The sequence below is a fragment of the Rhizobium sp. SG2393 genome (assembly GCF_042610495.1).
GTDB lineage: Bacteria > Pseudomonadota > Alphaproteobacteria > Rhizobiales > Rhizobiaceae > RU20A.
Window position 1 is genome coordinate 116,761 of sequence record NZ_JBHGAP010000003.1, and the last position, 23,273, is coordinate 140,033.

Consider the following 23,273-nt stretch of genomic DNA (forward strand, 5'->3'; position numbering starts at 1 on the left):
AACCGACATGGCAAGCCTCATCACCTGCCCCCATTGCGGGCCGCGACCCAAGGAAGAGTTCTCCATCAGGAGCGACGCATCGCTCGTGCGGCCTGCGCCGGACGCCGATGCCGAGACCTGGCATGCCTATGTCTATCTGCGCGACAATCCGCGCGGCCGGCATCTGGAATACTGGCACCATGCGGCGGGCTGCCGGCGCTGGCTGGTGGTGGAGCGTGACACGCAGACCCATGCCGTGCAGTCCGTGACCGATGCTGCGGATGTTACCCGCGCCCGAGGTGCCGCATGACCCCGTTCCGTCTTCCCGCCGGCGGGCGTATCGACCGCGCCCGCAAGATCGGCTTCTCCTTCGATGGCCGCGCCTATTACGGCCATGCCGGCGACACGCTGGCGTCCGCGCTGCTTGCCAACGGCGTCAGCCTCATGGCGCGCTCCTTCAAATATCATCGCCCGCGTGGAGCCGTGACGGCGGGTGCCTCCGAGCCGAATGCGCTGGTGACGATCGGCACGGGCGGGCGCACGGAGCCGAACACGCGGGCGACGGTCGCCGAGCTTTACGAGGGGCTGGATGCCATCAGCCAGAACCGCTGGCCGTCACTGTCCTTCGATATTGGTTCGGTGAACAGCCTTCTGTCGCCGGTGCTGGGTGCCGGCTTCTACTACAAGACCTTCATGTGGCCGGCCGCCTTCTGGGAGAAGGTCTACGAGCCGCTGATCCGCAAGGCCGCAGGTCTCGGCCGCGCCACCTATGAGGCCGATCCTGATACCTACGAGAAGTGCTGGGCGCATTGCGACCTGCTGGTGATCGGCGGCGGTGCGGCCGGGCTTTCGGCCGCCGTGACGGCGGCGCGGGCGCGCGCGCGGGTGATCGTCGCCGACGAGCAGGCGGAGATGGGCGGCTGGCTGCTCTCGGAAAGCGGCGTCATTGATGGCGTTCCGGCGGCAACGGTGCTGGCCGGCCTGCTCTCCGAGCTTGAAGGGTATCCGAATGTGACGCTCCTGCCGAGGAGCACGGTGTTCGGCTGGTACGACGACGGCGTGTTCGGCGCGGTGGAGCGAGTGCAGAAGCATGTGCCGCGGATCGACGCCAACCGTCCGGTCGAGCGCCTGTGGCGCATCGCGGCCCGCCACGCCATTCTCGCCACCGGCGTTGAAGAACGCCCCCTTGTGTTCGGCGGCAACGACATTCCGGGCGTCATGACGGCATCCGCCATGCGCACCTGGCTGACGCGCTACGGCGTGGCGGCGGGGAAGAACCCGGCGATCTTCGCCAATGACGACAGCGCCTATGCGCTCGCCGCCGATCTCGAGGCCGCAGGCCTGACGGTCGCGGCGATTGTCGATCCGCGCGCCGATGGCGGAAGGGACTGGGCAGGGCGGGCCGAGGTGCTGCGCAATGCGGTGGTCACCGACGCCCATGGTGGCAAGGCTGTGGAAGCGATCTCGGTGCGGGTCAACGGCGCGCAGCGCAAGATCGCGGCCGATGCGCTTGCCATGGCTGGTGGCTTCAGCCCGGTCATCCATCTCTCCTGCCATCGCGGCGCAAAGCCGGTCTGGTCGGAGGAGAAGGCGGCGTTCCTCGCGCCATCCGGTCTGGACGGGCTAACCGTTGCCGGTGGCGCGGCAGCCTTGCGGGGTGTGGCTGCGGCGCTCGCCGATGGCGCCGCGAAGGCGGCTGATGCGCTCGCGTCTTTCGGCTTTGCCGCAATGCCGGCCTTTGCCGCAGCGGCGGAAGAGGGCGGGGCGGCAAAGCCGCTCTGGTCGGTGCCGGGTGCGAAAGGCAAGGCCTTCGTCGATTACCAGAACGACGTGCATACGAAGGATCTGGGGCTCGCTGTGCGCGAGGGCTATGGCCATGTGGAGCTTGCCAAGCGCTACACCACGAACGGCATGGCAACGGATCAGGGCAAGCTTTCCAATGTGAATGCGATCGGCATTCTGGCGGAAGCGCGCGGCGTTTCGCCGGCCGAAGTCGGCACCACGACGTTCCGGCCCTTCTATACGCCGGTGTCCTTTGGCGCTCTGGCCGGCACGTCGCGCGGCAAACATTTCCAGCCGGTGCGCCAGTCGCCGCTGCATGGCTGGGCGAAGAAGAATGGTGCGACCTTTGTCGAAACGGGCCTCTGGTATCGCTCCGCCTGGTTCCCGCGCGCCGGCGAGACGACATGGCGCGAGAGCGTGGACCGCGAAGTGACGACGACGCGCAGCGCCGCCGGTCTCTGCGACGTCTCCACCCTCGGCAAGATCGAGATCACGGGGCGGGATGCGGCGACCTTCCTCGACCGCGTCTATTGCAACAATTTTGCCAAGCTCCCCGTCGGCAAGGCGCGCTACGGGCTGATGCTACGCGAGGACGGTTTCATCTACGACGACGGCACCACGAGCCGGCTGGACGAGAACCGCTATTTCATGACGACGACCACGGCCTATGCGGCCGGCGTCATGGCGCATCTGGAATTCTGCGCGCAGGCGCTCTGGCCCGAGCTCGACGTGCGCTTCGCCTCCGTCACCGACGAATGGGCGCAGATGGCGATTGCCGGGCCGAAGTCGCGGGAGATCCTTTCTGCCATCGTCGATGCCGATCTCTCCGATGCCGCCATGCCGTTCCTCGGTGCGCGCACGGTGACGCTTGCCGGCGGCGCCATCGAGGGCAGGCTGTTCCGCATCTCGTTCTCCGGCGAACTGGCCTATGAGCTCGCCGTTCCCGCCGGCTATGGCGAGGCGGTGGCGGACGCGATCATGGAGGCGGGACGGCCGCATGGCATCTGCGCCTATGGTGTCGAAGCGCTCGCCGTCATGCGCATCGAAAAGGGCCATGTGACGCACAACGAGATCAACGGTACGGTGGTGCCCGCCGATCTCGGCTTCGGCCGCATGGTGTCGGCGACCAAGGCTGATTTCATCGGCAAGGCGATGCTGTCGCGCGCGGGCCTGACCGATCCCGATCGGCCGCGCCTCGTCGGCGTCAAGCCGCTCGACCCGAAGGACGGCTTCCGCACCGGCAGCCACATCCTCGCGGACGGGGCGGAGGCGACGCTGGAGAATGACGAGGGCTATGTCTCCTCCTCCTGCTATTCGCCCTCTCTCGGCCATACGATAGGCCTTGCGCTCGTCAAGCGCGGACCGGAGCGCATCGGCGAGCGGGTGCAGATCTGGAATTCCGTGCGCGGCGAATTCACCATGGGTGTGCTGACCAGCCCCGTCTTCATCGACCCTGACAATGCGAGGCTCCATGGCTGAGATCGTGCTTTCCCATCGCGCCGCGCTCTCCGGTGCCGCCACGGGCCGCTTCGGAGCCGCGTTCGATCCCGCCCGGTCGCTGACGCTTTCGGCGCTGCCGGAGGGGCATGTGCTGCATGTTCTGGCCGCTCCGGGTGCTGTGCCGGATGCCGATGCGATTGCGGCGGCTGGCGGCGGGGCTTTGCGCGCCTATGCGCCCGGCCAGTGGTTCGTCGTGGGTGACACGAAGCTGGATGCGGCGCGCAAAGCGGCGATCGCGGCCACGCTTGCCGGTGTCGCGGATGTCGTGGATACCAGCCATGGCCGCGTGCGAATGGCGCTGTCCGGCGGCGCCGTCGAGCGGGTGCTGGCGAAGGGTACGGCCGTCGATCTGGCGCTCTCGGTCTTCCCGATCGGCAAAAGCGCCACGACGCTGGTCGGCCACATCTCCGTCCAGCTGACCCGCACCGGGGAAGACGTCTTCGAACTCATGGTGCTGCGCGGCTTTGCCGAAAGCCTGTGGGATGAGCTGATCGGCATGGCGAAGGAGTTCGGCGTTCAGGCGGTCGGCCCGGTCTGAGGCCTTCCACGCCTCCCTGTCTGCGCCTAGAATGCGGCCATGACCAAACCCGCCCCGCTCCAGCCCGTGCTGCGCATCGATTTCCCGCTCGGCGACCGGCTCGGGCGCGGCAAGATCGAATTGCTCGAACATATCCGCGACACCGGCTCGATCTCGGCCGCCGGCCGCGCCATGGACATGTCCTACCGTCGCGCCTGGCTGCTCATCAGCGATCTCAACCGCATGTTCCGCGAGCCCGCCGTCACCAGCCAGCGGGGCGGCCGCGAGGGCGGCGGGGCGGCGGTGACCCCGTTCGGCGAGGAACTGATCCGGCGCTTCCGGCAGATGGAGGCGGATGCGGCAGCCGCGATGCGCGCCGATCTCGACTGGCTGGAGGCGGCGCGCAGTGGCGAGGAGGCTTCCGCTGAGTAGCATTCCGAGGATGCTTCATCATGACGGATGCGGGAACAGGGAAACGGTGTCTGCTCTCTTTTCCATTCCGCGCGACGCTGTCTCGGATGGGTTTTAAGAGGCTTGTATCAGACGCCCCCGTCGTCCTCGGGCTTGACCCGAGGACCCATGCGGCGCGCCGCGGCCGTTGCGTGGATCCTCGGCTCGGAGGCCGAGGATGAATGAGGGTGGCACTTCTGCTGCCGGATTTGGAAAGCCGAGCGAATGCTTTCACCGCGCCAGCGCCACGCTCTTGATCACGGCATGCAGAGGAAGTCCCACGGTCAGGCCGAGGCTGCGAGCGGAGTGCGTGGTGATCCGCGAAAGCAGGCGCGTGCCGGCGCAGTCGAGGGTCAGGTCCACGGTTCCTTCCTCCGACGGCTTCATCTCCACGAGCGTGGCCGGCAGGATGTTGAGGGCGCTGAGGCCCTGGGGGTGGTCGAGCGCGATCATCACGTCGCGGGCGGGCACGAAAAGCCGGATGGGCGCACCGCGCATGGCGCGCAGGCCGGGGATTCGGAGCATATGGCCGGTGGCGGTTCGCAGCCTGGCGAGCCCGTCTTCCTCGCCCTCCAGCACGGCCTCAATGACCGCGCCGGCCTCTTTGCGGCCGAGACGGTCGGCCAGCGTGGCGGTGGAGAGAAGGGTGGAAACCGGGCCTTCAGCCACGACGCGGCCTGCCTCCAGCATGACGACCCGGTCTGCCAGCAGGGCGATCTCCTGGAGCGCGTGGCTGACATAGAGGATGGGGATGCGCGTCTGCCGGCACAGCCGTTCCAGATAGGGCAGGATGTCGGCCTTGCGCTCGTCATCCAGCGCCGAGAGCGGCTCGTCCATCAGAAGGGCGCGGGGGGATGACAGAAGCGCCCGGCCGATCGCGACCCGCTGGCGCTCGCCGCCCGACAGCGTGGCGGGGCGGCGGTTGACAAGCGGCGCGATGCCGAGGAGATCGACGATCGGCTCCAGCGGCTCGGGCCTGACCCCGCGCGGCAGGAAGCGTTGCCCGTAGGCAAGGTTTTGCGCCACCGTCAGATGCGGGAAAAGACGCGGCTCCTGAAAGACATAGCCGAAGCGGCGGCGGTGGGCGGGCACGCGGATGCGGCTTGCCGTGTCGAGCAACACGGTGTCCTCGATGCTGACGCGCCCTTCCTCCGGCGATAGGAGGCCGGCGACCGCGCTGACCAGTGAGGTCTTGCCGGAGCCGGAGCGGCCGAAGAGCGCGGTGACGCCCGGCGGCGCCTCGAAGCGGGCGTCGAGCGTGATGGCGCCCAGGCGGTGGCGGATGGCGATGGCAAGCGTCATGCGGCGGCGATCCTGCGGGCAACACGGCTTGCTAGCATTTCAGAGGCGACCAGAGCGGCCATGGAGATCGCAACGGAGATCAGCGTCAGCCGGAGCGCCTCGGCATCGCCGCCCGGCACCTGCGTAAACGCATAGATGGCGGCGGACAGCGTCTGGGTCTCCCCGGGAATGGCGGAGACGAAGGTCATGGTGGCGCCGAACTCGCCCATGGCCTTGGCGAAGCCGAGAATGGCGCCCGCGATGACACCCGGCAGGATGAGCGGCAGCGTCACCGTAGCAAAGACCTGAAGGCGACCGGCGCCCAGCGTGGCGGCCGCCTGCTCCAGCCGTCGGTCCACCATCTCGATCGAGAGGCGGATGCTGCGCACCATCAGCGGAAAGCCCATGATGGCGGCGGCGAGCGCCGCGCCCGTCCAGCGAAAGGAGAAGACGAGGCCGAGATGGGCTTCCAGGAAGGCGCCGACCGGGCCCTTGCGGCCGAATGTGACGAGCAGCAGGAAGCCGGTGACGACGGGCGGCAGGATGAGCGGCAGGTGGACGAGGCCGTTCAGCAGGCTGATCCCCGGAAAACGGCCGCGGGCGAGTATCAGGGCCGTGAGGATGGCAAGCGGCAGGCTGGCGAGCGTGGCCACGGTCGCGATCCGGATCGTCAGCAGGATCGCGGTGGTCTCCGCCTCGCTCAGCACCCAGCCGTCCATGCCCTTCCATCCTCCTCGGCCACGCAGAGAGCCTACTGGCGCCCGCCATGAAAGGTCCATATCATCGGACCGGTGCGGAGCGAATAGCTCTCTCCGATTGAAAAATTCCAGCGTGCGCTGCAGCAAATTTCAGCAATCTTTGGTTTTATTTCATCTGCAACGCATGGGTGAAAAGTGCCAGCTCGTCACGGATGAAATTTCTTCCAAGCATTTGTATCGATTAAAAAAAGCGGAACGGGCCTTTTCGGTTGAATGACCGTTGTCAAACGCTTTTCTGTGTCTATGGTGGCCGCATTGCGGGCCTGAGATGGGCCACGGCGCGGCAGATACGTGCCGGTATCAGCGATTTCGCGGTGCCTCTGGCGCCGCCTTTTACAGGGAGACGACGGAATGGCATTGATCACCATGCGGCAGCTTTTGGACCATGCTGCCGAAAACAACTATGCGCTGCCTGCCTTCAACGTGAACAATCTCGAATATGTTCAGTCGGTCATGCGCGCCGCAGATGCGACGGATTCGCCGGTGATCCTGCAGGCGAGCCGCGGCGCCCGCGCCTATGCCGGCGACGGCTTCCTGCGCCACCTGATCCTCGGCGCGGCCGAAGAATATCCGCATATCCCGGTCTGCCTGCATCTCGACCACGGCGACCAGCCGTCCACCTGCATCTCGGCCATCACCAACGGCTTCACCTCCGTCATGATGGACGGCTCGCTGCTCGCTGACGGCAAGACGGTCGCGACCTATGACTACAATGTCGATGTCACCGCCGAAGTGGTGAAGATCGCGCATGCGGCCGGCGTGTCGGTCGAAGGCGAGCTTGGATGTCTCGGCAACCTGGAAACCGGCGCCGGCGACAAGGAAGACGGCCACGGCTTCGAAGGGAAGCTGTCGCGCGAGGAACTGCTGACGGATCCGGACCAGGCGCTCGACTTCGTGACGAAGACCGGCGTCGATGCGCTCGCCGTCGCCATCGGCACCAGCCACGGCGCCTACAAGTTCACCCGCGCCCCCGACGGCGACATCCTGTCGATCGACACGATCGCCAAGATCAATGCCAAGCTGCCGAACACCCACCTCGTCATGCACGGCTCCTCGTCCGTTCCGCAGGACCTGCAGGATCTCTTCACCACCTATGGCGGCGAGATGAAGCAGACCTGGGGCGTTCCGGTCTCGGAAATCCAGAAGGCCATCCCGCTCGGTGTGCGCAAGGTCAACATCGACACGGACCTGCGTCTGGCCATGACCGGCACGATCCGCAAGAGCTTCAAGGAGAAGCCCGACAATTTCGACCCGCGCAACTATCTGAAGCCGGCCGTCGCGCTGATGACGGAAGTCTGCAAGGAGCGCTTCATCGCCTTCCGCACCGCAGGCAATGCCTCGAAGATCCGCGCCAAGCGGCTGAACGAGATGGCGAAGATCTACGCCAAGGGCTGATCGAAGCCCCGTTTCAGGAGTGGAATTCGGGCGGCGCGGGTGGAGACATCCGCGCTGTTTTCGTTCTGGGCGAATGGCGAGGCCCCTGCGTTCATAGCGCGTGTTGCGACGGCCCCTGCCGAGTCGGCAGTGTGGCGTCACTGGCACCACACCCTCTGTCATCCTCGGCCTCGAGCCGAGGATCCACGCGACGAGCGCAGAGCGCAGCAGGCGTTGTCCGGTCATGCGCGCGGATCCATCTCATAAGCGTTTTGCCTGGGGCATGGATGGTCGGGTCAGGCCCGACCATGACGGCGGAGAGGTGCTGCGCATCCCTGCGGCTTTCGCTGCTGGCGCCGGTAAACCGATGCAGGCGTAGCGGCATGGTCGCAACTGTCCCCTTGGCCCCTCACTGCCCCAGCACCATGAACCCGTACCTCTCGAAAATCGCCGCCGCTTCCGGCCTCTTCAGGAAGGCGAGGTAGGCTTTGGACGGTGCTTGCCTGCCTGCCGCGAGCGCGGCGGCGGGGTAGACGATCTTCGGGTGGCTGTCTTCCGGGAAAGTGCCGACGATGGCGACGCCGGGGTCGGCCCTCGCGTCGGTCTCGTAGACGATGCCAAAGGGGGCTTCGCCGCGCGAGACGAGGAGGAGGGCGGCACGGACATTCTCTGCACCGGCGACCTTCGCCTCGACGGAGGGCCAGATGCCAAGCGCTGTCAGCGCCGCCTTGCCGTATTTGCCGGCAGGCACGCTGTCCACCGCGCCCATGGCGAGCCGGCCGTCGCCGAGGAGGGCAGCGAGGTCGAAGCCTTTGCCGATCTCCCGTGGCTCGGCCTTGTCCTTCGCCGCGATCAGCACGAGGCGGTTGCCGAGAAGATCGGCCCGGCTGTCTGCGCGGATCAAGTTGCGCCCGGCGAGATAATCCATCCAGGCAAGATCGGCGGAGAGGAAGACATCGGCCGGCGCACCCGCCTCGATCTGCTTGGCGAGCGCGGAACTTGCCGCATAGGAGACCGTCGCGGTGCCGCCGCCGGCCGTCTTCCAGGCGGCATTCACCTCGTCCAGGGCGCCCTTCAGGCTGGCGGCGGCAAAGACGGTGACATCGTCGGCGGCCACGGCCGGGCCGGCGGGCAGAAGGCTGAGGAGGCTGAGCGGCAGGGCGAGAAGGAGGCCGAGAAGATGGCGGCGAAACAGGATCATGACGGCTCCGGATCGAAATATCTGATGGAATATATCGATCCGTTCACGAAGCGCCAGCGATATGTTTCATGGAATATAATGAAATTTGCCCGCAACGTTTTGCCCGCTCCGTGGTTTTCAGTGCGCCATGAAGCCGGTAAGGACGAAGGAAGCGGGTGAATGACGGAGGCGACGATGGCCGATCAGCAGGCGGTGAAGCTCGACGACAGCTGGAAAGCGGTGCTGGCGCCGGAATTCGAGAGCCCCTACATGGCCGGGTTGAAGGCCTTCCTGCAGGAGGAGAAGGCGGCCGGTAAGGTCATCTTTCCCAAGGGATCGGAGTATTTTCGCGCGCTTGATCTGACACCCTTCGACAAGGTGCGGGTGGTGATCCTCGGTCAGGACCCCTATCACGGCGAGGGACAGGCGCATGGGCTCTGCTTCAGTGTTCGCCCGGGCGTGCGGCCGCCGCCCTCGCTCGTCAACATCTACAAGGAACTGAAGACCGACCTCGGCATCGATCCGCCGCGCCACGGCTTTCTGGAGCATTGGGCGCGGCAGGGCGTGCTTTTGCTCAACAGCGTGCTGACGGTGGAGCGCGGGCTTGCCGCCTCGCATCAGGGGCGCGGCTGGGAAAAGTTCACCGATGCCGTGATCCGCGCCGTCAACAACCTGCCCTATCCCGTCGTCTTCATTCTCTGGGGCTCCTACGCGCAGAAAAAGGCCGCCTTCGTGGATCGGGAGCGGCACCTGGTGCTGAAATCGGCGCATCCCTCGCCATTGTCGGCCCATTCCGGCTTCCTCGGTTCGCGGCCCTTTTCAAAGACGAACGACTTTCTCGTCTCCAAGGGCTTCGCGCCGATCGACTGGAGCCTTCCCGCCAACCCGGTTGCCTGAGGCGCGCGACGGTCCGCGTCGCTGCCGGGCTTGCGTGCGGGCGGCCGATCCGCCATCAGGGGGAGAAGACAGGCAGGCCGGACAGAGCAGGGCAGGCGCATGAAAACCATTCTCGTCATCGGCATCGGCACCGGCAATCCCGATCATCTGACGATCGAGGCGGTGAAGGCGCTGAATGCGGCCGATACGCTGTTCATTCCGCTGAAGGGCGAGGAGAAGGCGGGGCTTGCCGAGGTGCGCCGCGAGATCTGCCGGCAGCATGTGACGCGTGCCGACAGCCGGCAGGTGGAATTCTCCCTGCCGAAGCGGCAGGCAGAGGGCCGGGCCTATGTCGCTGGTGTCGATGACTGGCATGCGGCGATTGCGGCGACCTACGAGGCGCTGTTTGCGCGCGAGATTCCCGAAGGCGGCACCGGAGGGCTTCTCGTCTGGGGTGATCCGATGCTTTATGATTCGACCATCCGAATCCTCAACCGCGTCGCGGCGCGGGGGAATGTCGCCTTCAAGATGCGCGTCATTCCCGGCATCACCAGCGTGCAGACGCTGTGCGCCGCCCATGGCATTCCGCTGAATCTCGTCGGCAAGCCGGTGGAAATCACCACGGGCCGGCGGCTGAAGGAGACGTTTCCACAGCGTTCGGAAAGTGCGGTCGTGATGCTCGATGGCGAGCAGGCCTTCATGGCGATCGACGATCCCGATGCGCGCATCTACTGGGGCGCCTATCTCGGCACGGCGGACGAGATCGTCATTGCGGGCAGGCTCGCGGAGGTCAGGGACGAGATCCTCGTGACCCGTCAGGCGGCACGCGCCCGCCATGGCTGGATCATGGATATCTACCTGCTCCAGAAGGGCGAGGATTTCGACGATCGGGCGTGAGCGGCGTCAGCGCCGCCGCTGCGGATTGATCCTGCGCAAGGACAGAAGCGGCAAGATGCGGTGAGCACGGCCACGCTTCTGTCATCCACCGGGATAGGATAGGGTGCCGCCATGACTCTCGCCGACAGGCCTCTTGCAGCCGCACACACCGCCGCTCTGCCGTCTCCAGTGGAGGGGGGCTCCGCGTCCTTGGCGCGTGGTGCCTGTCCGACGCTATCCGCGCCCATGCAGACCGGGGATGGTCTGCTGGCACGGCTGCGGCCGCTGGCACCCGGCCTTTCGCCCGACACCTTCACCGCCCTGATGCGGGCGGCAGCGACGACAGGAAACGGCATTGTCGATATCACCGCGCGCGGCAATCTGCAGGTGCGCGGCCTGACGAGCGAGAGCACCGAGCGGCTGTCGCGGATGATTGCCGATATTCCGCTGCCGCTTGCCACCGGGCTTGCCATCGAGGTTCCGCCGCTGGCGGGCATCGATCCGGGCGAGGTGGCCGATCCGACACCGCTCGCGGAAGCCTTGCGGGATGCCGTTGCGGCCTCCGGCTTCGTGCTCGCGCCGAAGCTTTCGGTGATTGTCGATGGCGGCGGGCGGCTCGATCTGTCCGTATCCGCCGCGGATCTGCGCGCCGATGCGGTTGGCGAGGGCATCTGGCGGATCGCCGCCGGCGGGGATGGCGCGCATGCGCGGCCCATCGGCCATGTCGTGACGGACGATGTCGTACCGGCGCTTCTCGCCTGTCTTGCCGCCCTGCACGCAGCGGGCCCACGGGCGCGCGGGCGGGAGTTGATGGCAGAGGCGGTCGTGTTCGATCGTTTCGTGGGGGCTGGCGATCCGCTGGTGCGGCCGGCTTCGCTCGCCATTCCCGGCCTGCACGATCTCGGCACTGCAGGGACGGTGCTGGGTCTTGGCCTTTCCTATGGGCAGGCGGAGGCGCCGACGCTGGCCCATCTTGCCGGCAGGCTGGCCGCTCTCGGTGCCACGGAAATCCGGCTGGCGCGGGACCATGCCATCCTCGTGCTCGGTCTTGCGCCGGCTGCGATAGGCGAGGCCTTGCAGCTTGCGGAGGAGGCCGGGCTGCGCATCACGGCCGACGATCCGCGCAATCATATCGATGCCTGCGTCGGTCTGGGCGCCTGCGCTTCGGCAACAATCGCCACGCAGGCGCTGGCCGCACGGCTGATCGCCGGTGCGCCGTCGCTGTTCGATGGTTCGGTCTCCGTCCATCTCTCCGGCTGTCCCAAGGGCTGCGCGCGGCCGGCGGTGGCGGATCTCGTTGTCGTGGGTGCGCCATCAGGATATGGATTGGTCGTCAATGGGACGGCATCGCGCCTGCCTCTTGCCTACAGGGGTGAGGATGGGATAGGCCCGGCTATCGACCGCCTCGACAGGCTGGTGGCGGGTGAACGGCATCCCGGCGAAACGGCCCGTGCCTGTCTCCGGCGGCTCGGGGAGGAGAGGGTCGCATTGGCGTTCCACGGGGCTTGAGTCCTGCCGGACCCCTGAATGCGGCGACGAAGCAGAGAGCCGGGAAAGCCGGCGCCGGGCCAGAGGTTGGAGCCCGGAAGAGCGGCCAGGATCAGGAATGCCAGACTACGATTATATCCGCGAGGGCGACGCGATCTACGAACGCTCCTTCGCGATCATCCGGGCGGAAGCCGATCTTGCCCGCTTTTCGGAGGCCGAGGCGGATCTTGCCGTGCGCATGGTGCACGCCTGCGGGCTGGTGGAGGCGGCGCAGCACTTCGTCTTCTCTCCCGACTTCGTGACCGCCGCCCGAGGCGCGTTGCAGGCCGGCGCGCCGATTTTGTGTGATGCAAACATGGTGGCCCATGGCGTGACGCATGCGCGCCTGCCGGCCAACAACGAGGTGATCTGCACGCTGCGCGATCCGCGCACGGCCGAGATCGCCAAAGCGATCGGCAATACGCGCTCGGCTGCCGCCATCGATCTGTGGATGGACAGGATGGCCGGCGCCGTGGTGGCGATCGGCAATGCGCCGACGGCGCTCTTCTATCTGCTCGAGAGGCTGCGGGACGGCGCGCCGAAGCCGGCGGCGATCCTCGGCATGCCGGTCGGTTTCGTCGGTGCGGCGGAAAGCAAGGATGCGCTCGCCGAACAGTCCTACGGCGTTCCCTTCGCCATCGTGCGCGGCCGCCTCGGCGGTTCCGCGATCACGGCGGCGGCGCTGAATTCGCTCGCGAGGCCGGGCCTGTGAGCGCGGTGGAAACGACGGGTCTGCTCTATGGCGTTGGGACCGGTCCGGGTGATCCGGACCTGCTGACGGTCAAGGCCGTGCGGATCATCGAGGACTGCGACGTTCTCGCCTATTTCGCCAAGGCCGGACGGCGCGGCAACGGGCGCGGCATCATCGATCGTCTCGCCCGCAAGCACACGGAAGAACTGCCGCTCTACTATCCCGTGACGACGGAGATCGACAAGGAAGAGGACGGCTACAAGAGCCAGATCACCGGCTTTTACGACGCGTCGGCCGCAGCAGTCGCCGCGCATCTCGATGCCGGCCGCACCGTCGCGATCCTTTCGGAGGGCGATCCGCTGTTTTACGGCTCCTACATGCATCTGCATGTGCGGCTTGCGCATCGCTACACGACCGAGGTCATTCCGGGCATCACCGCCATGTCCGGCTGCTGGTCGGCCGCCGGGCTGCCGCTGGTGCAGGGCGATGACGTGCTTTCCGTGCTGCCGGGCACCATGCCGGAATTCGAGCTGACACGACGGCTTTCGGATACGGAAGGCGCCGTCATCATGAAGGTCGGTCGCAATCTGCCGAAGATCCGCCGGGCGCTGCAGGCGGTCGGCAAGCTTGACACGGCCATTTATGTCGAGCGTGGCACCATGGCCAACCAGGCGATGATCGCGCTCGCCGACAAGGAAACGGACGAGGCGCCCTATTTTTCGCTGGTGTTGGTGCCCGGCTGGAAGGCGCGGCCATGACCGGGTCCGTGGCGAGCGATGCGACGAAGCGCGGACGCCTCTTCGTCGTCGGCACCGGGCCGGGCAGTCCGGAGCAGATGACGCCGGAAGCGTTGTCTGCCGTTTCGGCGGCAACGGAGTTCTTCGGCTACGGACCCTATCTCGATCGTCTGACGCTTCGGCCGGACCAGATCCGCGTCGCCTCCGACAATCGTGAGGAACTGGACCGCGCCCGCCACGCGCTGACGCGGGCCGCGGCGGGGATCGATGTCTGCGTCGTCTCCGGCGGCGATCCCGGCGTTTTTGCCATGGCGGCGGCCATGTGCGAGGCGATCGATGCGGGGCCGGCCGAATGGCGCGAGATCGAATTCATCGTGACGCCCGGCGTGACCGCGATGCTCGCGGTGGCCGCGCGCATCGGCGCGCCGCTTGGGCATGACTTCTGCGCCATCTCGCTCTCGGACAATCTGAAGCCCTGGGAGGTCATCACGCGCCGCCTGCGGCTGATGGCGGAAGCGGGCATGGTGATTGCGCTCTACAATCCGATCTCGAAGGCGCGGCCCTGGCAACTGGGCGCGGCCTTCGACCTGTTGCGCTCGGTGCTGCCGGGCAGCGTGCCCGTCATCTTCGGGCGCGCGGCGGGCCGGCCCGACGAGCGGATCGTGGTGAAGCCGCTCGGCGAGGCCGATGCGGCGCTGGCGGACATGGCGACCTGCGTCATCATCGGCTCGCCGGAAACGCGGATCATCGCGCGCCCGGACCTGCCCGATCTCGTCTATACGCCGCGGTTCATCGATCCCACATCCGGGACGCCGAAGCGATGAGCGATGGCGGCGAGCGCAGCCTCCACGGTTTCGACCGTCGGCACCTCCGGCGGCAGGCGGCGCTCGACCATGATCACCTCAATCCCGAGCGCACGGGCGGCGTCGAGCTTGGCGACGGTGGCGTCGCCGCCGCTGTTCTTGGTGACGATGACCTCGATGGCGTGCTCGGTGATGAGCGCGCTTTCCGTTTCCAGCGTGAAGGGGCCGGCCGAGCGGATGTAGACGGCCTTCGGCACGGCGAGCGGCGGATCGACGGGATCGACGCTGCGGATCAGATAGCTGTGCTCCGGGGCGGCCGCGAAGCGGTGTGCCTCCTGCCGGCCGATGGCGAGGAAGACGCTCCGGGGCGTTGCCCCAAGGGCCGTGACGGCCGCGTCGATGTCGGGAACGCTGGTCCAGCGATCGCCCGCGACCGGCTGCCAGGCGGCGCGGCGCAGGGCAAAGAGCGGGGTCTGCGTCAGCGCGCTCGCCTCTGCGGCGTTGACGGACATGCGCGCCGCGAAGGGATGCGTGGCGTCGATCATGAGGTCGATCGCCTGTTCCTTCAGGTATCGGGCAAGGCCCTCCGCACCGCCGAAGCCGCCGATGCGGGTCGGCAGCGGCAGGGGGCGCGGCTCGGCCGTGCGTCCGGCGAGCGAAATCCTGGCATCGAAGCCGGAGACGGTGGCCACATGCTCCGCCAGCCGGCGGGCTTCGCCCGTGCCGCCCAGAATGAGAATGCGGTGCGCGCCCATGTCTGATCCCTCGTCTTCGTCCGTGCAGCGGCCTTGGCTGACAGTGGTCGGTCTCGGCGAGGATGGTCTAGCGGGTCTCGGCGACGAGGCCAAGCGGGCGATCGCGGCGGCAGCGACCGTCTTTGGCGGCGAGCGGCATCTGGCGCTTGCGGCGCCGCTGATCGCCGGCCGCGCGGTGCGCTGGCCGGCACCCTTCGATGCCGCCGTGCAGGCCGTGGTGGATGTGAGGGGCGTGCCCACCGTGGTGCTGGCGTCGGGCGATCCCTTCTTCTTCGGTGTGGGCGTGACACTTTCGCGGCGCATTGCGGTTGCCGAGATGCGGGTGCTGCCGGCGCCGTCGAGCTTCAGCCTCGCGGCCGCCCGGCTCGGCTGGGCGCTGCAGGATGTCACGACCGTTTCCCTGCATGGCCGGCCGCTCGATCTCATCCGCCCGCATCTGCAGCCGGGTGCCCGCCTGCTCGCCCTGACCTCGGACGGCGAGGGGCCCGCGGCGCTCGCCGCGCTGCTGACGGCAAATGGATTTGGTCAGTCAATTCTTACTGTGCTGGAGGCGCTCGGCGGGCCGGAGGAGCGGGTGACAAGCGGGCTTGCCGACAGCTTCGCGCTCACGGGCGTCCATGCGCTGAACCTCTGCGCCATCGCGGTCGTCGCGGATACGGACGCGCGCGTTCTGCCGCGTGCGGCGGGGCTCGACGATGGTCTCTTCGAGCATGACGGGCAGATCACCAAATCCGAAATCCGCGCGGTCACGCTCTCGGCGCTCCAGCCCCGTCGTGGCGAATTGCTCTGGGATATCGGTGCGGGCTCCGGTTCGATCGGCATCGAATGGATGCTCGCGGACACCGCCAACCGTGCGATTGCGATCGAGCAGCACGGCGAGCGGGCGGACCGCATCCGGCGCAATGCGACTGCCTTCGGCGTGCCGGGGCTGGTGCTGGCGGAGGGCATGGCGCCCGCGGCGCTTGCCGGCCTGCCGGCGCCGGACGCGATCTTCATCGGCGGTGGTGGCAGCGAGGCGGGTGTTTTCGACGCCGCCGTTGCGGCATTGAAGCCCGGCGGACGGCTGGTCGCCAATGGCGTGACGCTGGAGATGGAAGCGGTGCTTCTCGCCGCCCACCAGCGCCTCGGCGGCAGCCTGATCCGCATCGACATCGCCCGTGCCAGCCCCGTGGGCGGCATGACGGGCTGGCGTCCGGCCATGCCGGTCACGCAATGGCGCTGGGTGAAGCCATCGTGAGGGCGTGCCGGGACGGTCTGGGCGCAAACCCCGAGACATCCCTGACTGGCCGGCGAACCGAAATTCTTCTCGCATCGAAAGGACCATCATCATGACCGTGCATTTCATCGGAGCGGGCCCGGGTGCGGCGGATCTCATCACGGTTCGCGGGCGCGATCTCATTGCGCGGGCGCCGGTCTGCCTCTATGCGGGCTCGATCGTCTCGCCGGAACTGCTCACCTGGTGCCGGCCGGATGCGCGCATCGTCGATACGGCGCCGATGTCGCTGGACGAGATCGAGGCGGAATATGTCCGCGCCCATCAGGCGGGCGAGGATGTGGCGCGGCTGCATTCCGGCGATCTCTCCGTCTGGAGCGCCGTTGCCGAGCAGATCCGGCGGCTGGAAAAGCACGGCATTCCCTACACGCTGACGCCGGGCGTGCCCTCCTTTGCGGCGGCGGCGGCTGCGCTCGGGCGGGAGCTGACCATTCCAGCCGTGGCGCAGAGCCTCGTTCTCACCCGCGTCTCCGGCCGGGCCTCGCCCATGCCTGATGGGGAAACGCTTGCCGGCTTCGGCGCGACGGGCGCGACGCTTGCCATTCATCTGGCCATTCATGCCCTGCCGAAGATCGTGGCGGAACTCTCGCCGCTCTATGGTGCCGACTGCCCGGTCGCCATCGTCGTCAAGGCCTCCTGGCCGGATGAGCGCGTGGTGCGCGGCACGCTTGCCGACATCGAGGCGACGGTGGCCGAGGAGCCGATCGAGCGCACGGCCATCGTCTTCGTCGGCCGCACGCTCTCGGCCGAGGGTTTCCGCGAGAGCGCGCTTTACGATGCAGCCTACCAGCGCCGGTTCCGGGGCCGCGACGGCAATGCGGGGCTCGACGAAGCGTGAGGTCCGACCGGTTCGTCGTTACTCCGTCGGCAGTTCCGGCAGCCGGTTGACGGCGGCTTCGGCAATCGACGGGCCGAGCACGATCTTGGCCGGCACGTCGTTGCCCTCCGTGCGGTCGCGGTAGAGCGAGGCCTTGCCGAGAAGAAGCAGCGTGATCGGCGTGGTGATCAGGGTGAAGACGATGATCAGCAGCTCGTGGATGATCCAGCGGCCGTCCAGAAGCGCAAAGCAGAGGCCGGAGCCGAGGCTGACGAGGATGACCGCGCCGCTGGTCGTGAGGCCCGGCGCGTGCAGGCGCTGGTAGAATTCCGGCAGGCGCACGAGACCGATGGCGCCGATCAGCGAGAAGATCGCGCCCGCCAGTACCAGCAGGCAGACAATCACGGCGGCCCAGACGGGCAGGTCGGTGATGCTGGTCATTCGATCACCTCGCCGCGCATGAGGAATTTGGCGAGCGCGATGGTGGAGACGAAGCCGAGCAGCGCGATCGCCAGCGCGATCTCGAAATAGATGCTGTCGCCAGTACGGATGCCGAAGGTGATCAGGAGCAGCATCGCGTTCATGTAGACGGCATCGAGGCCCAGGACGCGATCCTGCGCGCGCGGGCCCTTGATGATGCGGTAGAGCGAAAGCAGCATGGCGAGGCCAAGAATGAGCTGGGCGACGAGGATGGCCCAGAGCAGGAAGAGCGCCGTCATCGGAAGATCTCCAGAAGCGGTTTTTCGTAGCGGTCGCGGATGATGGTCGGCCAGTCCTCGGCGTCATCGAGATCGAGAATGTGCAGGAGCAGCACGCCGCTGCGGCGGTCGAAGGAGAGCCAGGCTGTGCCGGGCGTCGCCGTCAGGATACAGGCGAGGATCGCGAGGCCGTTTTCATCCGTCAGCGTCAGGCGCACGGTTGCGAAGCCCGAGCGGGGCTTGCGCCTGAGGCCTTTCAGGATGCTGCCGGCGACCTTGATGTTGGAGAGGGCGATGTCGACCACGACATGGCCGGCGAGCCGGAGCATGGCGCCGGGGGCGTTGAGCCGGGATTTCAGCGGTTGCAGGTTGACCATGGCCCAGGCGGCCGGCACCGACAGGAAAATGCCGAGCAGCAGGTTGGCCGTCGTGGCCGAGCGGGTCATGACCAGCCACATGGCCAGCAGCCCGAGGGTCAGAAGCGGGAAGGGGAACCAGTAGCGCATCGCCTCAGCCCCCGTCCGTGACAGGCTTGGTGCCGATGATCTGTTCGGCCCCCGGCACCGTCACGGCGCCGCGCACGGCGTTGATGTAGCGGTCGGGATCTGTCAGCGCGCGGGCGGTGTCGTCCATGTAGCCGACGGCGGCGGCTGCCTGGATGCTGAAGAGCACGCAGATGCCGAGCAGCATGACGACCGGCATGATCTCCACCACCATCACGCGGGGGACGGTGCCTTCGATCGAGGCCCAGAAGGTGCGGATGCCGGCGCGGCTCATGGCGATCATCGCCGCCAGGCCCGAGATGATGACGAGTGCCACGAAGGCCCAACTGGCGGGCGTGACCGCGCGGGCATCCGGGCCGAGGATGCTGCTCAGCATGGCGAACTTGGCGAGGAAGCCGGAGAGCGGCGGCAGGCCGGCGATCAGGATGCCGCAGGCCGAGAAGCAGAAACCAAGCACGGCGACGGTGGCGGGAATGGCGACCCCCACCTCTTCCTGCACCTCGTCGTCCTCCGCGTCGCCATAGGCTTCCATGGTCACGGCGAGAACGTCGGCGCCGGCATCGCGGCCACGCTCGACCAGTTCGATCAGCAGGAAGAAGGCCGAGAGGGTGAGCGAGGAACTGACGAGGTAGAAGAGCGCGCCGCCGACGACTTCCGGCTTGCCGAGGCCGATGGCTGCCAGAAGCGTGCCCGAGGAGACGAGCACGCAGTAGCTGGCGAGCCTGCCCATGGCCTGGGAGGCGAGAACGCCGATCATGCCGAAGGCGATGGTGGCGAGGCCGCCATAGAAGATCAGCGTGAGCCCGAAGCCGGCGGAATTGCCGGCGGCAGGCCCGAAGACGAGCAGGCTGAGGCGCAGCAGGATATAGATCCCGACCTTGCTCAGTACCGCGAAGATGGCGGCAGCCGGCGGTGTCGCGACCGAATAGGCGCCCGGCAGCCAGAAGCAGAGCGGCCACATGCCGGCCTTGACGAGGAAGGTGATCCCTATGGCGGCGGCACCCGCTTCCAGGAGCAGGCGGTTTGCCGGGTCGGCCTCGCGGAAGGCGAGCGCGAGGCTCGCCATGTTCAGCGTACCGGCCGCGCCATAGAGCAGCGCGATGCCGATGAGGAAAAGCGAGGAGGCTGCGAGGTTGATGGCGATGTAGTGCAGCCCGGCCCTGACGCGCTGCGGGCCGGAGCCGTGCAGCAGAAGCCCGTAGGAGGCGGCGAGCAGCATTTCGAAGAAGACGAAGAGATTGAAGATATCGCCGGTGAGATAGGCGCCGTTCAGGCCGGCGACCAGCATGAGGAAGAGGCTGTGGAAGTGGTAGCCGGCGGTATGCCACTTCGCCATGCCATAGACCTGCGCTGCCAGCGCCAGGATGCTGGTGAGGAAGAGCATCAGCGCCGAGAGGCGGTCGGCGACAAGCACGATGCCAAAGCTCGAGGACCAGTTGCCGAGAAGATAGACCGCCGGCGCTGTCCCCTCCGCGGCCGCCTGGCGCACGAGGAGCACCGAAACCAGAAAGACCACGAAGGTCGTACCGACGCCGATCAGGCCCTTCAGCGTGCGGCTGCGCTCGCTGATCGGGATCATGGCGGCTGCCGCGATCAGCGGCAGGAGGATCGGCAGGATGACGAGATGGTTGGGCATCGGGGCCTATTCCCTCCCGTCCACGTGGTCGGTGCGGGTAAAGCCGCGCGAAGCGAGCAGCACGACGAGGAAGAGGGCCGTCATGGCGAAGCCGATGACGATGGCGGTCAGCACCAGCGCCTGCGGGACGGGATCTGCATAGGCCGTTACCGGCGGGTTCGTCACCTTGTCGATGACCGGCGGCGCATCGACGCGCAGCCGCCCCATGCCGAAGATGAAGAGGTTGACGGCATAGGAGAGCAGCGAGAGGCCGATGATGACCTGATAGGTGCGCGGGCGCAGGATAAGCCAGATGCCGGAGGCGGAAAGGATGCCGATGGCGGCTGCGATGATCAGTTCCATTCCGGCGCCTCCTCGGCTGCTGCGGCGGCTGCGCGCTTCTGGGCGCGGGCGTGCGCACGGGGGGCGCGCACCGACTGGTGGGCCAGCGCGATGAGGATGAGGACGGTCGCACCCAGCACCAGCGAGAAGACGCCGAGATCGAAGATCAGGGCGGAGGCCGCCGGTATCTTTCCAAGATGCGGGATCTCCAGATACTGGAAATAGGTGGTCAGGAAGGGATAGCCGAGCCCCCAGGAGGCGAGCCCGGTGCTCGCGGCGAGCACGAGCCCGATCCCGGCCCAGCGCAGCGGATGGATGCGCAGACGCTCTTCCACCCAGCGCGTGCCGCCGGCCATGTATTGCAGGATAAAGCCGATCGACATGGCGATGCCGGCCGCAAAGCCGCCGCCCGGCATGTCATGGCCCCGGAAGAACAGCCATGCGGCAAAGAGGCCGATGACCGGGAAGAGCCAGCGCATCAGCACGGAGGGCAGGAAGATATATTCCGCCGCACTCTCGCCGTCGTCGCGGTCGGGGTGACCGGCATCAAAAGCGTTCTGGATGCGCTGCTGCTCGGGCTTTTCCAGGCTGTCGGTCGCCGGGCGGAAGCGTAGCAGAAGGGCGAAGACGGTGAGCGCGACGATGGCGAGAACACCGATTTCGCCGAGCGTGTCGAAGCCGCGGAAATCCACGAGGATGACGTTGACCACATTGGTGCCGCCGCCTTCGGGATAGGCGCGCTTCAGGAATTCGTCGCCGATGGTCTGGCCCTGCGGGGTGGTCATCACGGTATAGGCGAGCGTTGCGAGGCCGAGGCCCGCGATCACGGCCATGACAAGGTCGCGCAGGCGGCGCAGGCGCACGTTCAGCGCATTTTCCTCGGCCGCATTGACCTTCTCGTAGCGCTTCGGCAGCCAGCGAAGGCCAAGCAGGATCAGCACGGTCGTGACGATTTCCACGAGGAACTGGGTCAGCGCCAGATCCGGTGCGGAGAACCAGACGAAGGTGATGCAGGTGGCAAGGCCGGCGCCGCCGAGCAGCACCAAAGCGGCGAGGCGGTGGAACTTTGCCTGATAGGCGGCTGCGATGGCGCAGGCACCACCGACCAGCCAGACGAGCGCCAGCACGGGATCGGCAGCCCGCAGCGTGACCTCCGGCGGATTGAAGCGGGCCAGGAACAGCGGGACACCGACGGCGGCGATCGCGATGGCGAAGAGCAGGCGCATCTGCGGCTGGAGGCGGCGCGTGCCGGCAAAGGCCTCGACGGCACGCGCCCATTTCCAGGAGACGGCGACCAGCACGCGCTCGAAGACACGCTGACCTTCCAGGCGGCGGATGAGCGGCGGGCCTTCGGGGCTGGTCTTCAGGTAGTTCTTCAGGATGAAATGCAGGATGACGCCGCCGACGAGGGCGACGAGGCTCATCACCAACGGCAGATTGAACCCGTGCCAGATGGAGAGCGAATATTCCGGCGTGCGGACACCCAGCACGGAAACGACGGCCAGATGCAGGAACGGGCCGATCGTATAGGCCGGCACGATGCCGATGATCAGGCAGATCAGCACCAGAAGCTCGATCGGCGCGCGCATCCAGCGGGGCGGTTCATGCGGCGAGGCGATCGGCAGATCCGTCGCCGGCGGGCCGAAGAAGACGCTCTGGATGAAGCGCAGCGAATAGGTGACCGAGAAGAGGCCGGCGATGGTGGCGAGATAGGGCGTGACCGTATCGAGAATGTTGAGCTGGTGGGTCTCGATGGCCTCGGCGAAAAACATTTCCTTGGAGATGAAGCCGTTCAGAAGCGGCACGCCCGCCATGGCGGCGCTGGCGACCATGGCGAGCGTGGCGGTGTAGGGCAGCGCCCGGAAGAGCCCGCTGAGCCGCCGCATGTCGCGCGTGCCCGTCTCGTGGTCGATGATGCCGGCGGCCATGAAGAGCGAGGCCTTGAAGGTCGCGTGGTTGGCCGTGTGGAAGATCGCGGCGACGGCGGCAAGCGGGCTTCCGAGCGACAGCAGCACGACGATGAGGCCGAGGTGGCTTATGGTGGAATAGGCCAGCAGGCCCTTGATGTCCTGCTGGAAGATGGCAAACCACGAGCCCAGCACCAGCGTGGCGAGGCCAGCGAGACCGAGAAGCCAGAACCATTCGGGTGTGCCCGACAGGATCGGCCAGAAGCGGGTGAGCAGGAAGATGCCGGCCTTCACCATGGTGGCCGAATGGAGGAAAGCGGAGACGGGGGTCGGCGCCGCCATGGCGTGGGGCAGCCAGAAATGGAAGGGGAACTGCGCGCTCTTCGTCAGCGCGCCGAGAAGGACGAGGATGAGGACCGTGAGATAGAGCGGATGTTCGCGAATGACATTGCCGGAGGCGAGCACGACATCCAGATCGTAGGAGCCGACGATGCTGCCGATGATCAGCAGGCCGACGAGGAGGCAGAGGCCGCCCGTGCCGGTCATGATGAGCGCCATGCGCGCGCCATCGCGGGCCGCTGCATTGTGGTGCCAGTAGCCGATCAGCAGGAAGGAGACGATGCTGGTCATCTCCCAGAAGACCGCGATCAGCACGAGATTTCCGGCCAGAACGAGGCCGAGCATGGCGCCCATGAAGGCGAGGAACAGGGCGAAGAAACGCGGGATCGGGTCGTTGCGCGACATGTAGTAGCGCGCATAGGCGACGACGAGCATGCCGATGGCGGTGATCAGCGTTGCAAACAGCCAGGAATAGCCGTCCATGCGCAGTTTGAGGTCGAGCCCGTATTCCGGCATCCAGTGCACGACATGGGTCAGGACCGCGCCGTTGCTGATGGCAGGGAAGAAGGCAAGGTTCAGGACGAAGAGAACGAAGGCGACGCCACCCGCCAGCCAGCCCGCCAGATCGCCCCGCGAAGGCGGCACGCACAGCACGACCATGCTGGCGAGAAAGGGCAGGAAGACCACAAGCAA

At 67.0% G+C, this 23,273-nt stretch carries 24 protein-coding genes; 14 read left to right on the top strand and 10 right to left on the bottom strand.

Features of this window, described 5'->3' with window-relative positions; all coding sequences use genetic code 11:
• Positions 1-7: 7 nt before the first annotated feature.
• The 4 genes from ACED18_RS11215 to ACED18_RS11230 are packed head-to-tail and all read left to right on the top strand — an operon-like array spanning position 8 to position 4,210.
• A complete protein-coding gene (locus tag ACED18_RS11215) occupies positions 8-289 on the top strand; it encodes a sarcosine oxidase subunit delta (protein ID WP_377292126.1) in 282 nt (93 codons plus the stop codon).
• Positions 286-3,240, top strand: a complete 2,955-nt coding sequence (locus tag ACED18_RS11220) for a sarcosine oxidase subunit alpha family protein (RefSeq protein WP_377292128.1) — start codon at positions 286-288, stop codon at positions 3,238-3,240. Before ACED18_RS11215 ends, ACED18_RS11220 begins: the two co-directional genes overlap by 4 nt.
• The gene (locus ACED18_RS11225; RefSeq protein WP_377292130.1) at positions 3,233-3,799 is read left to right on the top strand and encodes a sarcosine oxidase subunit gamma family protein; all 567 of its coding nucleotides are present in this window, start codon (positions 3,233-3,235) and stop codon (positions 3,797-3,799) included. Before ACED18_RS11220 ends, ACED18_RS11225 begins: the two co-directional genes overlap by 8 nt.
• 39 nt (positions 3,800-3,838) lie before the next feature.
• Positions 3,839-4,210, top strand: a complete 372-nt coding sequence (locus ACED18_RS11230) for a winged helix-turn-helix domain-containing protein (protein WP_377292132.1) — start codon at positions 3,839-3,841, stop codon at positions 4,208-4,210.
• Positions 4,211-4,459: 249 nt separating this feature from the next.
• On the opposite strand, the gene modC is transcribed toward ACED18_RS11230, so the two are convergent.
• Together modC and modB are read right to left on the bottom strand one after the other, a co-directional pair.
• Positions 4,460-5,530, bottom strand: a complete 1,071-nt coding sequence (gene modC, locus ACED18_RS11235; protein ID WP_377292134.1) for a molybdenum ABC transporter ATP-binding protein — start codon at positions 5,528-5,530, stop codon at positions 4,460-4,462.
• The gene (gene modB / locus ACED18_RS11240; protein WP_377292136.1) at positions 5,527-6,228 is read right to left on the bottom strand and encodes a molybdate ABC transporter permease subunit; all 702 of its coding nucleotides are present in this window, start codon (positions 6,226-6,228) and stop codon (positions 5,527-5,529) included. Before modB ends, modC begins: the two co-directional genes overlap by 4 nt.
• A gap of 390 nt (positions 6,229-6,618) precedes the next feature.
• On the opposite strand from modB, the gene fba reads away from it, so the two are divergent.
• Complete coding sequence (gene fba, locus ACED18_RS11245) at positions 6,619-7,662, top strand: class II fructose-bisphosphate aldolase (RefSeq protein WP_377292138.1); 1,044 nt, start codon at positions 6,619-6,621, stop codon at positions 7,660-7,662.
• A gap of 388 nt (positions 7,663-8,050) precedes the next feature.
• Here fba and modA read toward each other — a convergent pair whose 3' ends face one another.
• Positions 8,051-8,842 carry a molybdate ABC transporter substrate-binding protein gene (modA, locus tag ACED18_RS11250; RefSeq protein WP_377292140.1) on the bottom strand — a complete coding sequence of 264 codons (792 nt, stop codon included), beginning with the start codon at positions 8,840-8,842 and terminating at the stop codon, positions 8,051-8,053.
• On the opposite strand from modA, the gene ACED18_RS11255 reads away from it, so the two are divergent.
• From ACED18_RS11255 to ACED18_RS11285, 7 genes are all read left to right on the top strand, one after another.
• Positions 8,822-9,001: a hypothetical protein gene (locus ACED18_RS11255; protein ID WP_377292142.1), complete on the top strand. Its 180-nt coding sequence runs from the start codon at positions 8,822-8,824 to the stop codon at positions 8,999-9,001. The two genes, modA and ACED18_RS11255, sit on opposite strands and share 21 nt — an antisense overlap.
• On the top strand, positions 9,002-9,718 hold the full coding sequence (gene ung / locus ACED18_RS11260; protein WP_377292144.1) for a uracil-DNA glycosylase: 717 nt from the start codon (positions 9,002-9,004) through the stop codon (positions 9,716-9,718).
• Between the two features lie 99 nt (positions 9,719-9,817).
• Positions 9,818-10,594, top strand: coding sequence for a precorrin-6A synthase (deacetylating) (cobF, locus tag ACED18_RS11265; protein ID WP_377292146.1), 777 nt, complete (start codon positions 9,818-9,820; stop codon positions 10,592-10,594).
• 111 nt (positions 10,595-10,705) lie between these two features.
• Positions 10,706-12,082: a precorrin-3B synthase gene (gene cobG, locus ACED18_RS11270; RefSeq protein WP_377292148.1), complete on the top strand. Its 1,377-nt coding sequence runs from the start codon at positions 10,706-10,708 to the stop codon at positions 12,080-12,082.
• 97 nt (positions 12,083-12,179) lie between these two features.
• A complete protein-coding gene (locus tag ACED18_RS11275; protein ID WP_377292150.1) occupies positions 12,180-12,812 on the top strand; it encodes a precorrin-8X methylmutase in 633 nt (210 codons plus the stop codon).
• Positions 12,809-13,549, top strand: a complete 741-nt coding sequence (locus tag ACED18_RS11280) for a precorrin-2 C(20)-methyltransferase (protein WP_377292152.1) — start codon at positions 12,809-12,811, stop codon at positions 13,547-13,549. The genes ACED18_RS11275 and ACED18_RS11280 overlap by 4 nt, the downstream gene beginning before the upstream one ends.
• Positions 13,546-14,352, top strand: a complete 807-nt coding sequence (locus tag ACED18_RS11285) for a precorrin-3B C(17)-methyltransferase (protein ID WP_377292154.1) — start codon at positions 13,546-13,548, stop codon at positions 14,350-14,352. Before ACED18_RS11280 ends, ACED18_RS11285 begins: the two co-directional genes overlap by 4 nt.
• On the opposite strand, the gene ACED18_RS11290 is transcribed toward ACED18_RS11285, so the two are convergent.
• Positions 14,304-15,086: a cobalt-precorrin-6A reductase gene (locus tag ACED18_RS11290; RefSeq protein WP_377292156.1), complete on the bottom strand. Its 783-nt coding sequence runs from the start codon at positions 15,084-15,086 to the stop codon at positions 14,304-14,306. The genes ACED18_RS11285 and ACED18_RS11290 overlap by 49 nt on opposite strands.
• On the opposite strand from ACED18_RS11290, the gene cbiE reads away from it, so the two are divergent.
• Complete coding sequence (gene cbiE / locus ACED18_RS11295) at positions 15,070-16,323, top strand: precorrin-6y C5,15-methyltransferase (decarboxylating) subunit CbiE (protein ID WP_377292158.1); 1,254 nt, start codon at positions 15,070-15,072, stop codon at positions 16,321-16,323. The two genes, ACED18_RS11290 and cbiE, sit on opposite strands and share 17 nt — an antisense overlap.
• A gap of 91 nt (positions 16,324-16,414) precedes the next feature.
• Positions 16,415-17,197, top strand: a complete 783-nt coding sequence (gene cobM / locus ACED18_RS11300) for a precorrin-4 C(11)-methyltransferase (protein WP_377292160.1) — start codon at positions 16,415-16,417, stop codon at positions 17,195-17,197.
• An 18-nt stretch (positions 17,198-17,215) separates the two neighbouring features.
• Here the strand turns inward: cobM and mnhG are convergent, their stop codons facing one another.
• Genes mnhG through ACED18_RS11330 form a run of 6 tightly spaced genes read right to left on the bottom strand, consistent with a single transcriptional unit; the run spans position 17,216 to position 23,240 of the window.
• Positions 17,216-17,617 (bottom strand): monovalent cation/H(+) antiporter subunit G, encoded by a 402-nt coding sequence (mnhG, locus tag ACED18_RS11305; protein WP_377292162.1) that lies wholly within the window; start codon positions 17,615-17,617, stop codon positions 17,216-17,218.
• Complete coding sequence (locus tag ACED18_RS11310; RefSeq protein WP_377292164.1) at positions 17,614-17,895, bottom strand: K+/H+ antiporter subunit F; 282 nt, start codon at positions 17,893-17,895, stop codon at positions 17,614-17,616. The genes mnhG and ACED18_RS11310 overlap by 4 nt, the downstream gene beginning before the upstream one ends.
• Positions 17,892-18,380 (bottom strand): Na+/H+ antiporter subunit E, encoded by a 489-nt coding sequence (locus ACED18_RS11315; protein WP_377292166.1) that lies wholly within the window; start codon positions 18,378-18,380, stop codon positions 17,892-17,894. Before ACED18_RS11315 ends, ACED18_RS11310 begins: the two co-directional genes overlap by 4 nt.
• 4 nt (positions 18,381-18,384) lie before the next feature.
• The gene (locus ACED18_RS11320) at positions 18,385-20,013 is read right to left on the bottom strand and encodes a monovalent cation/H+ antiporter subunit D (protein WP_377292168.1); all 1,629 of its coding nucleotides are present in this window, start codon (positions 20,011-20,013) and stop codon (positions 18,385-18,387) included.
• Between the two features lie 6 nt (positions 20,014-20,019).
• Positions 20,020-20,355: a Na+/H+ antiporter subunit C gene (locus ACED18_RS11325; protein WP_377292170.1), complete on the bottom strand. Its 336-nt coding sequence runs from the start codon at positions 20,353-20,355 to the stop codon at positions 20,020-20,022.
• On the bottom strand, positions 20,346-23,240 hold the full coding sequence (locus ACED18_RS11330; RefSeq protein ID WP_377292362.1) for a monovalent cation/H+ antiporter subunit A: 2,895 nt from the start codon (positions 23,238-23,240) through the stop codon (positions 20,346-20,348). The genes ACED18_RS11325 and ACED18_RS11330 overlap by 10 nt, the downstream gene beginning before the upstream one ends.
• Positions 23,241-23,273: the final 33 nt, after the last annotated feature.

Excerpts from the sequence above, each read along its gene's own strand:
- ACED18_RS11215 (WP_377292126.1), top strand. The coding sequence starts at position 8 with ATGGCAAGCCTCATCACCTGCCCCCATTGCGGGCCGCGACCCAAGGAA.
- ACED18_RS11220 (WP_377292128.1), top strand. The coding sequence starts at position 286 with ATGACCCCGTTCCGTCTTCCCGCCGGCGGGCGTATCGACCGCGCCCGC.
- ACED18_RS11225 (WP_377292130.1), top strand. The coding sequence starts at position 3,233 with ATGGCTGAGATCGTGCTTTCCCATCGCGCCGCGCTCTCCGGTGCCGCC.
- ACED18_RS11230 (WP_377292132.1), top strand. The coding sequence starts at position 3,839 with ATGACCAAACCCGCCCCGCTCCAGCCCGTGCTGCGCATCGATTTCCCG.
- modC (WP_377292134.1), bottom strand. The coding sequence starts at position 5,530 with ATGACGCTTGCCATCGCCATCCGCCACCGCCTGGGCGCCATCACGCTC.
- modB (WP_377292136.1), bottom strand. The coding sequence starts at position 6,228 with ATGGACGGCTGGGTGCTGAGCGAGGCGGAGACCACCGCGATCCTGCTG.
- fba (WP_377292138.1), top strand. The coding sequence starts at position 6,619 with ATGGCATTGATCACCATGCGGCAGCTTTTGGACCATGCTGCCGAAAAC.
- ACED18_RS11255 (WP_377292142.1), top strand. The coding sequence starts at position 8,822 with ATGGCGGCGAAACAGGATCATGACGGCTCCGGATCGAAATATCTGATG.
- modA (WP_377292140.1), bottom strand. The coding sequence starts at position 8,842 with ATGATCCTGTTTCGCCGCCATCTTCTCGGCCTCCTTCTCGCCCTGCCG.
- ung (WP_377292144.1), top strand. The coding sequence starts at position 9,002 with ATGACGGAGGCGACGATGGCCGATCAGCAGGCGGTGAAGCTCGACGAC.
- cobF (WP_377292146.1), top strand. The coding sequence starts at position 9,818 with ATGAAAACCATTCTCGTCATCGGCATCGGCACCGGCAATCCCGATCAT.
- cobG (WP_377292148.1), top strand. The coding sequence starts at position 10,706 with ATGACTCTCGCCGACAGGCCTCTTGCAGCCGCACACACCGCCGCTCTG.
- ACED18_RS11275 (WP_377292150.1), top strand. The coding sequence starts at position 12,180 with ATGCCAGACTACGATTATATCCGCGAGGGCGACGCGATCTACGAACGC.
- ACED18_RS11285 (WP_377292154.1), top strand. The coding sequence starts at position 13,546 with ATGACCGGGTCCGTGGCGAGCGATGCGACGAAGCGCGGACGCCTCTTC.
- cbiE (WP_377292158.1), top strand. The coding sequence starts at position 15,070 with ATGCGGTGCGCGCCCATGTCTGATCCCTCGTCTTCGTCCGTGCAGCGG.
- ACED18_RS11290 (WP_377292156.1), bottom strand. The coding sequence starts at position 15,086 with ATGGGCGCGCACCGCATTCTCATTCTGGGCGGCACGGGCGAAGCCCGC.
- cobM (WP_377292160.1), top strand. The coding sequence starts at position 16,415 with ATGACCGTGCATTTCATCGGAGCGGGCCCGGGTGCGGCGGATCTCATC.
- mnhG (WP_377292162.1), bottom strand. The coding sequence starts at position 17,617 with ATGACCAGCATCACCGACCTGCCCGTCTGGGCCGCCGTGATTGTCTGC.
- ACED18_RS11310 (WP_377292164.1), bottom strand. The coding sequence starts at position 17,895 with ATGACGGCGCTCTTCCTGCTCTGGGCCATCCTCGTCGCCCAGCTCATT.
- ACED18_RS11315 (WP_377292166.1), bottom strand. The coding sequence starts at position 18,380 with ATGCGCTACTGGTTCCCCTTCCCGCTTCTGACCCTCGGGCTGCTGGCC.
- ACED18_RS11320 (WP_377292168.1), bottom strand. The coding sequence starts at position 20,013 with ATGCCCAACCATCTCGTCATCCTGCCGATCCTCCTGCCGCTGATCGCG.
- ACED18_RS11325 (WP_377292170.1), bottom strand. The coding sequence starts at position 20,355 with ATGGAACTGATCATCGCAGCCGCCATCGGCATCCTTTCCGCCTCCGGC.
- ACED18_RS11330 (WP_377292362.1), bottom strand. The coding sequence starts at position 23,240 with ATGGTCGTGCTGTGCGTGCCGCCTTCGCGGGGCGATCTGGCGGGCTGG.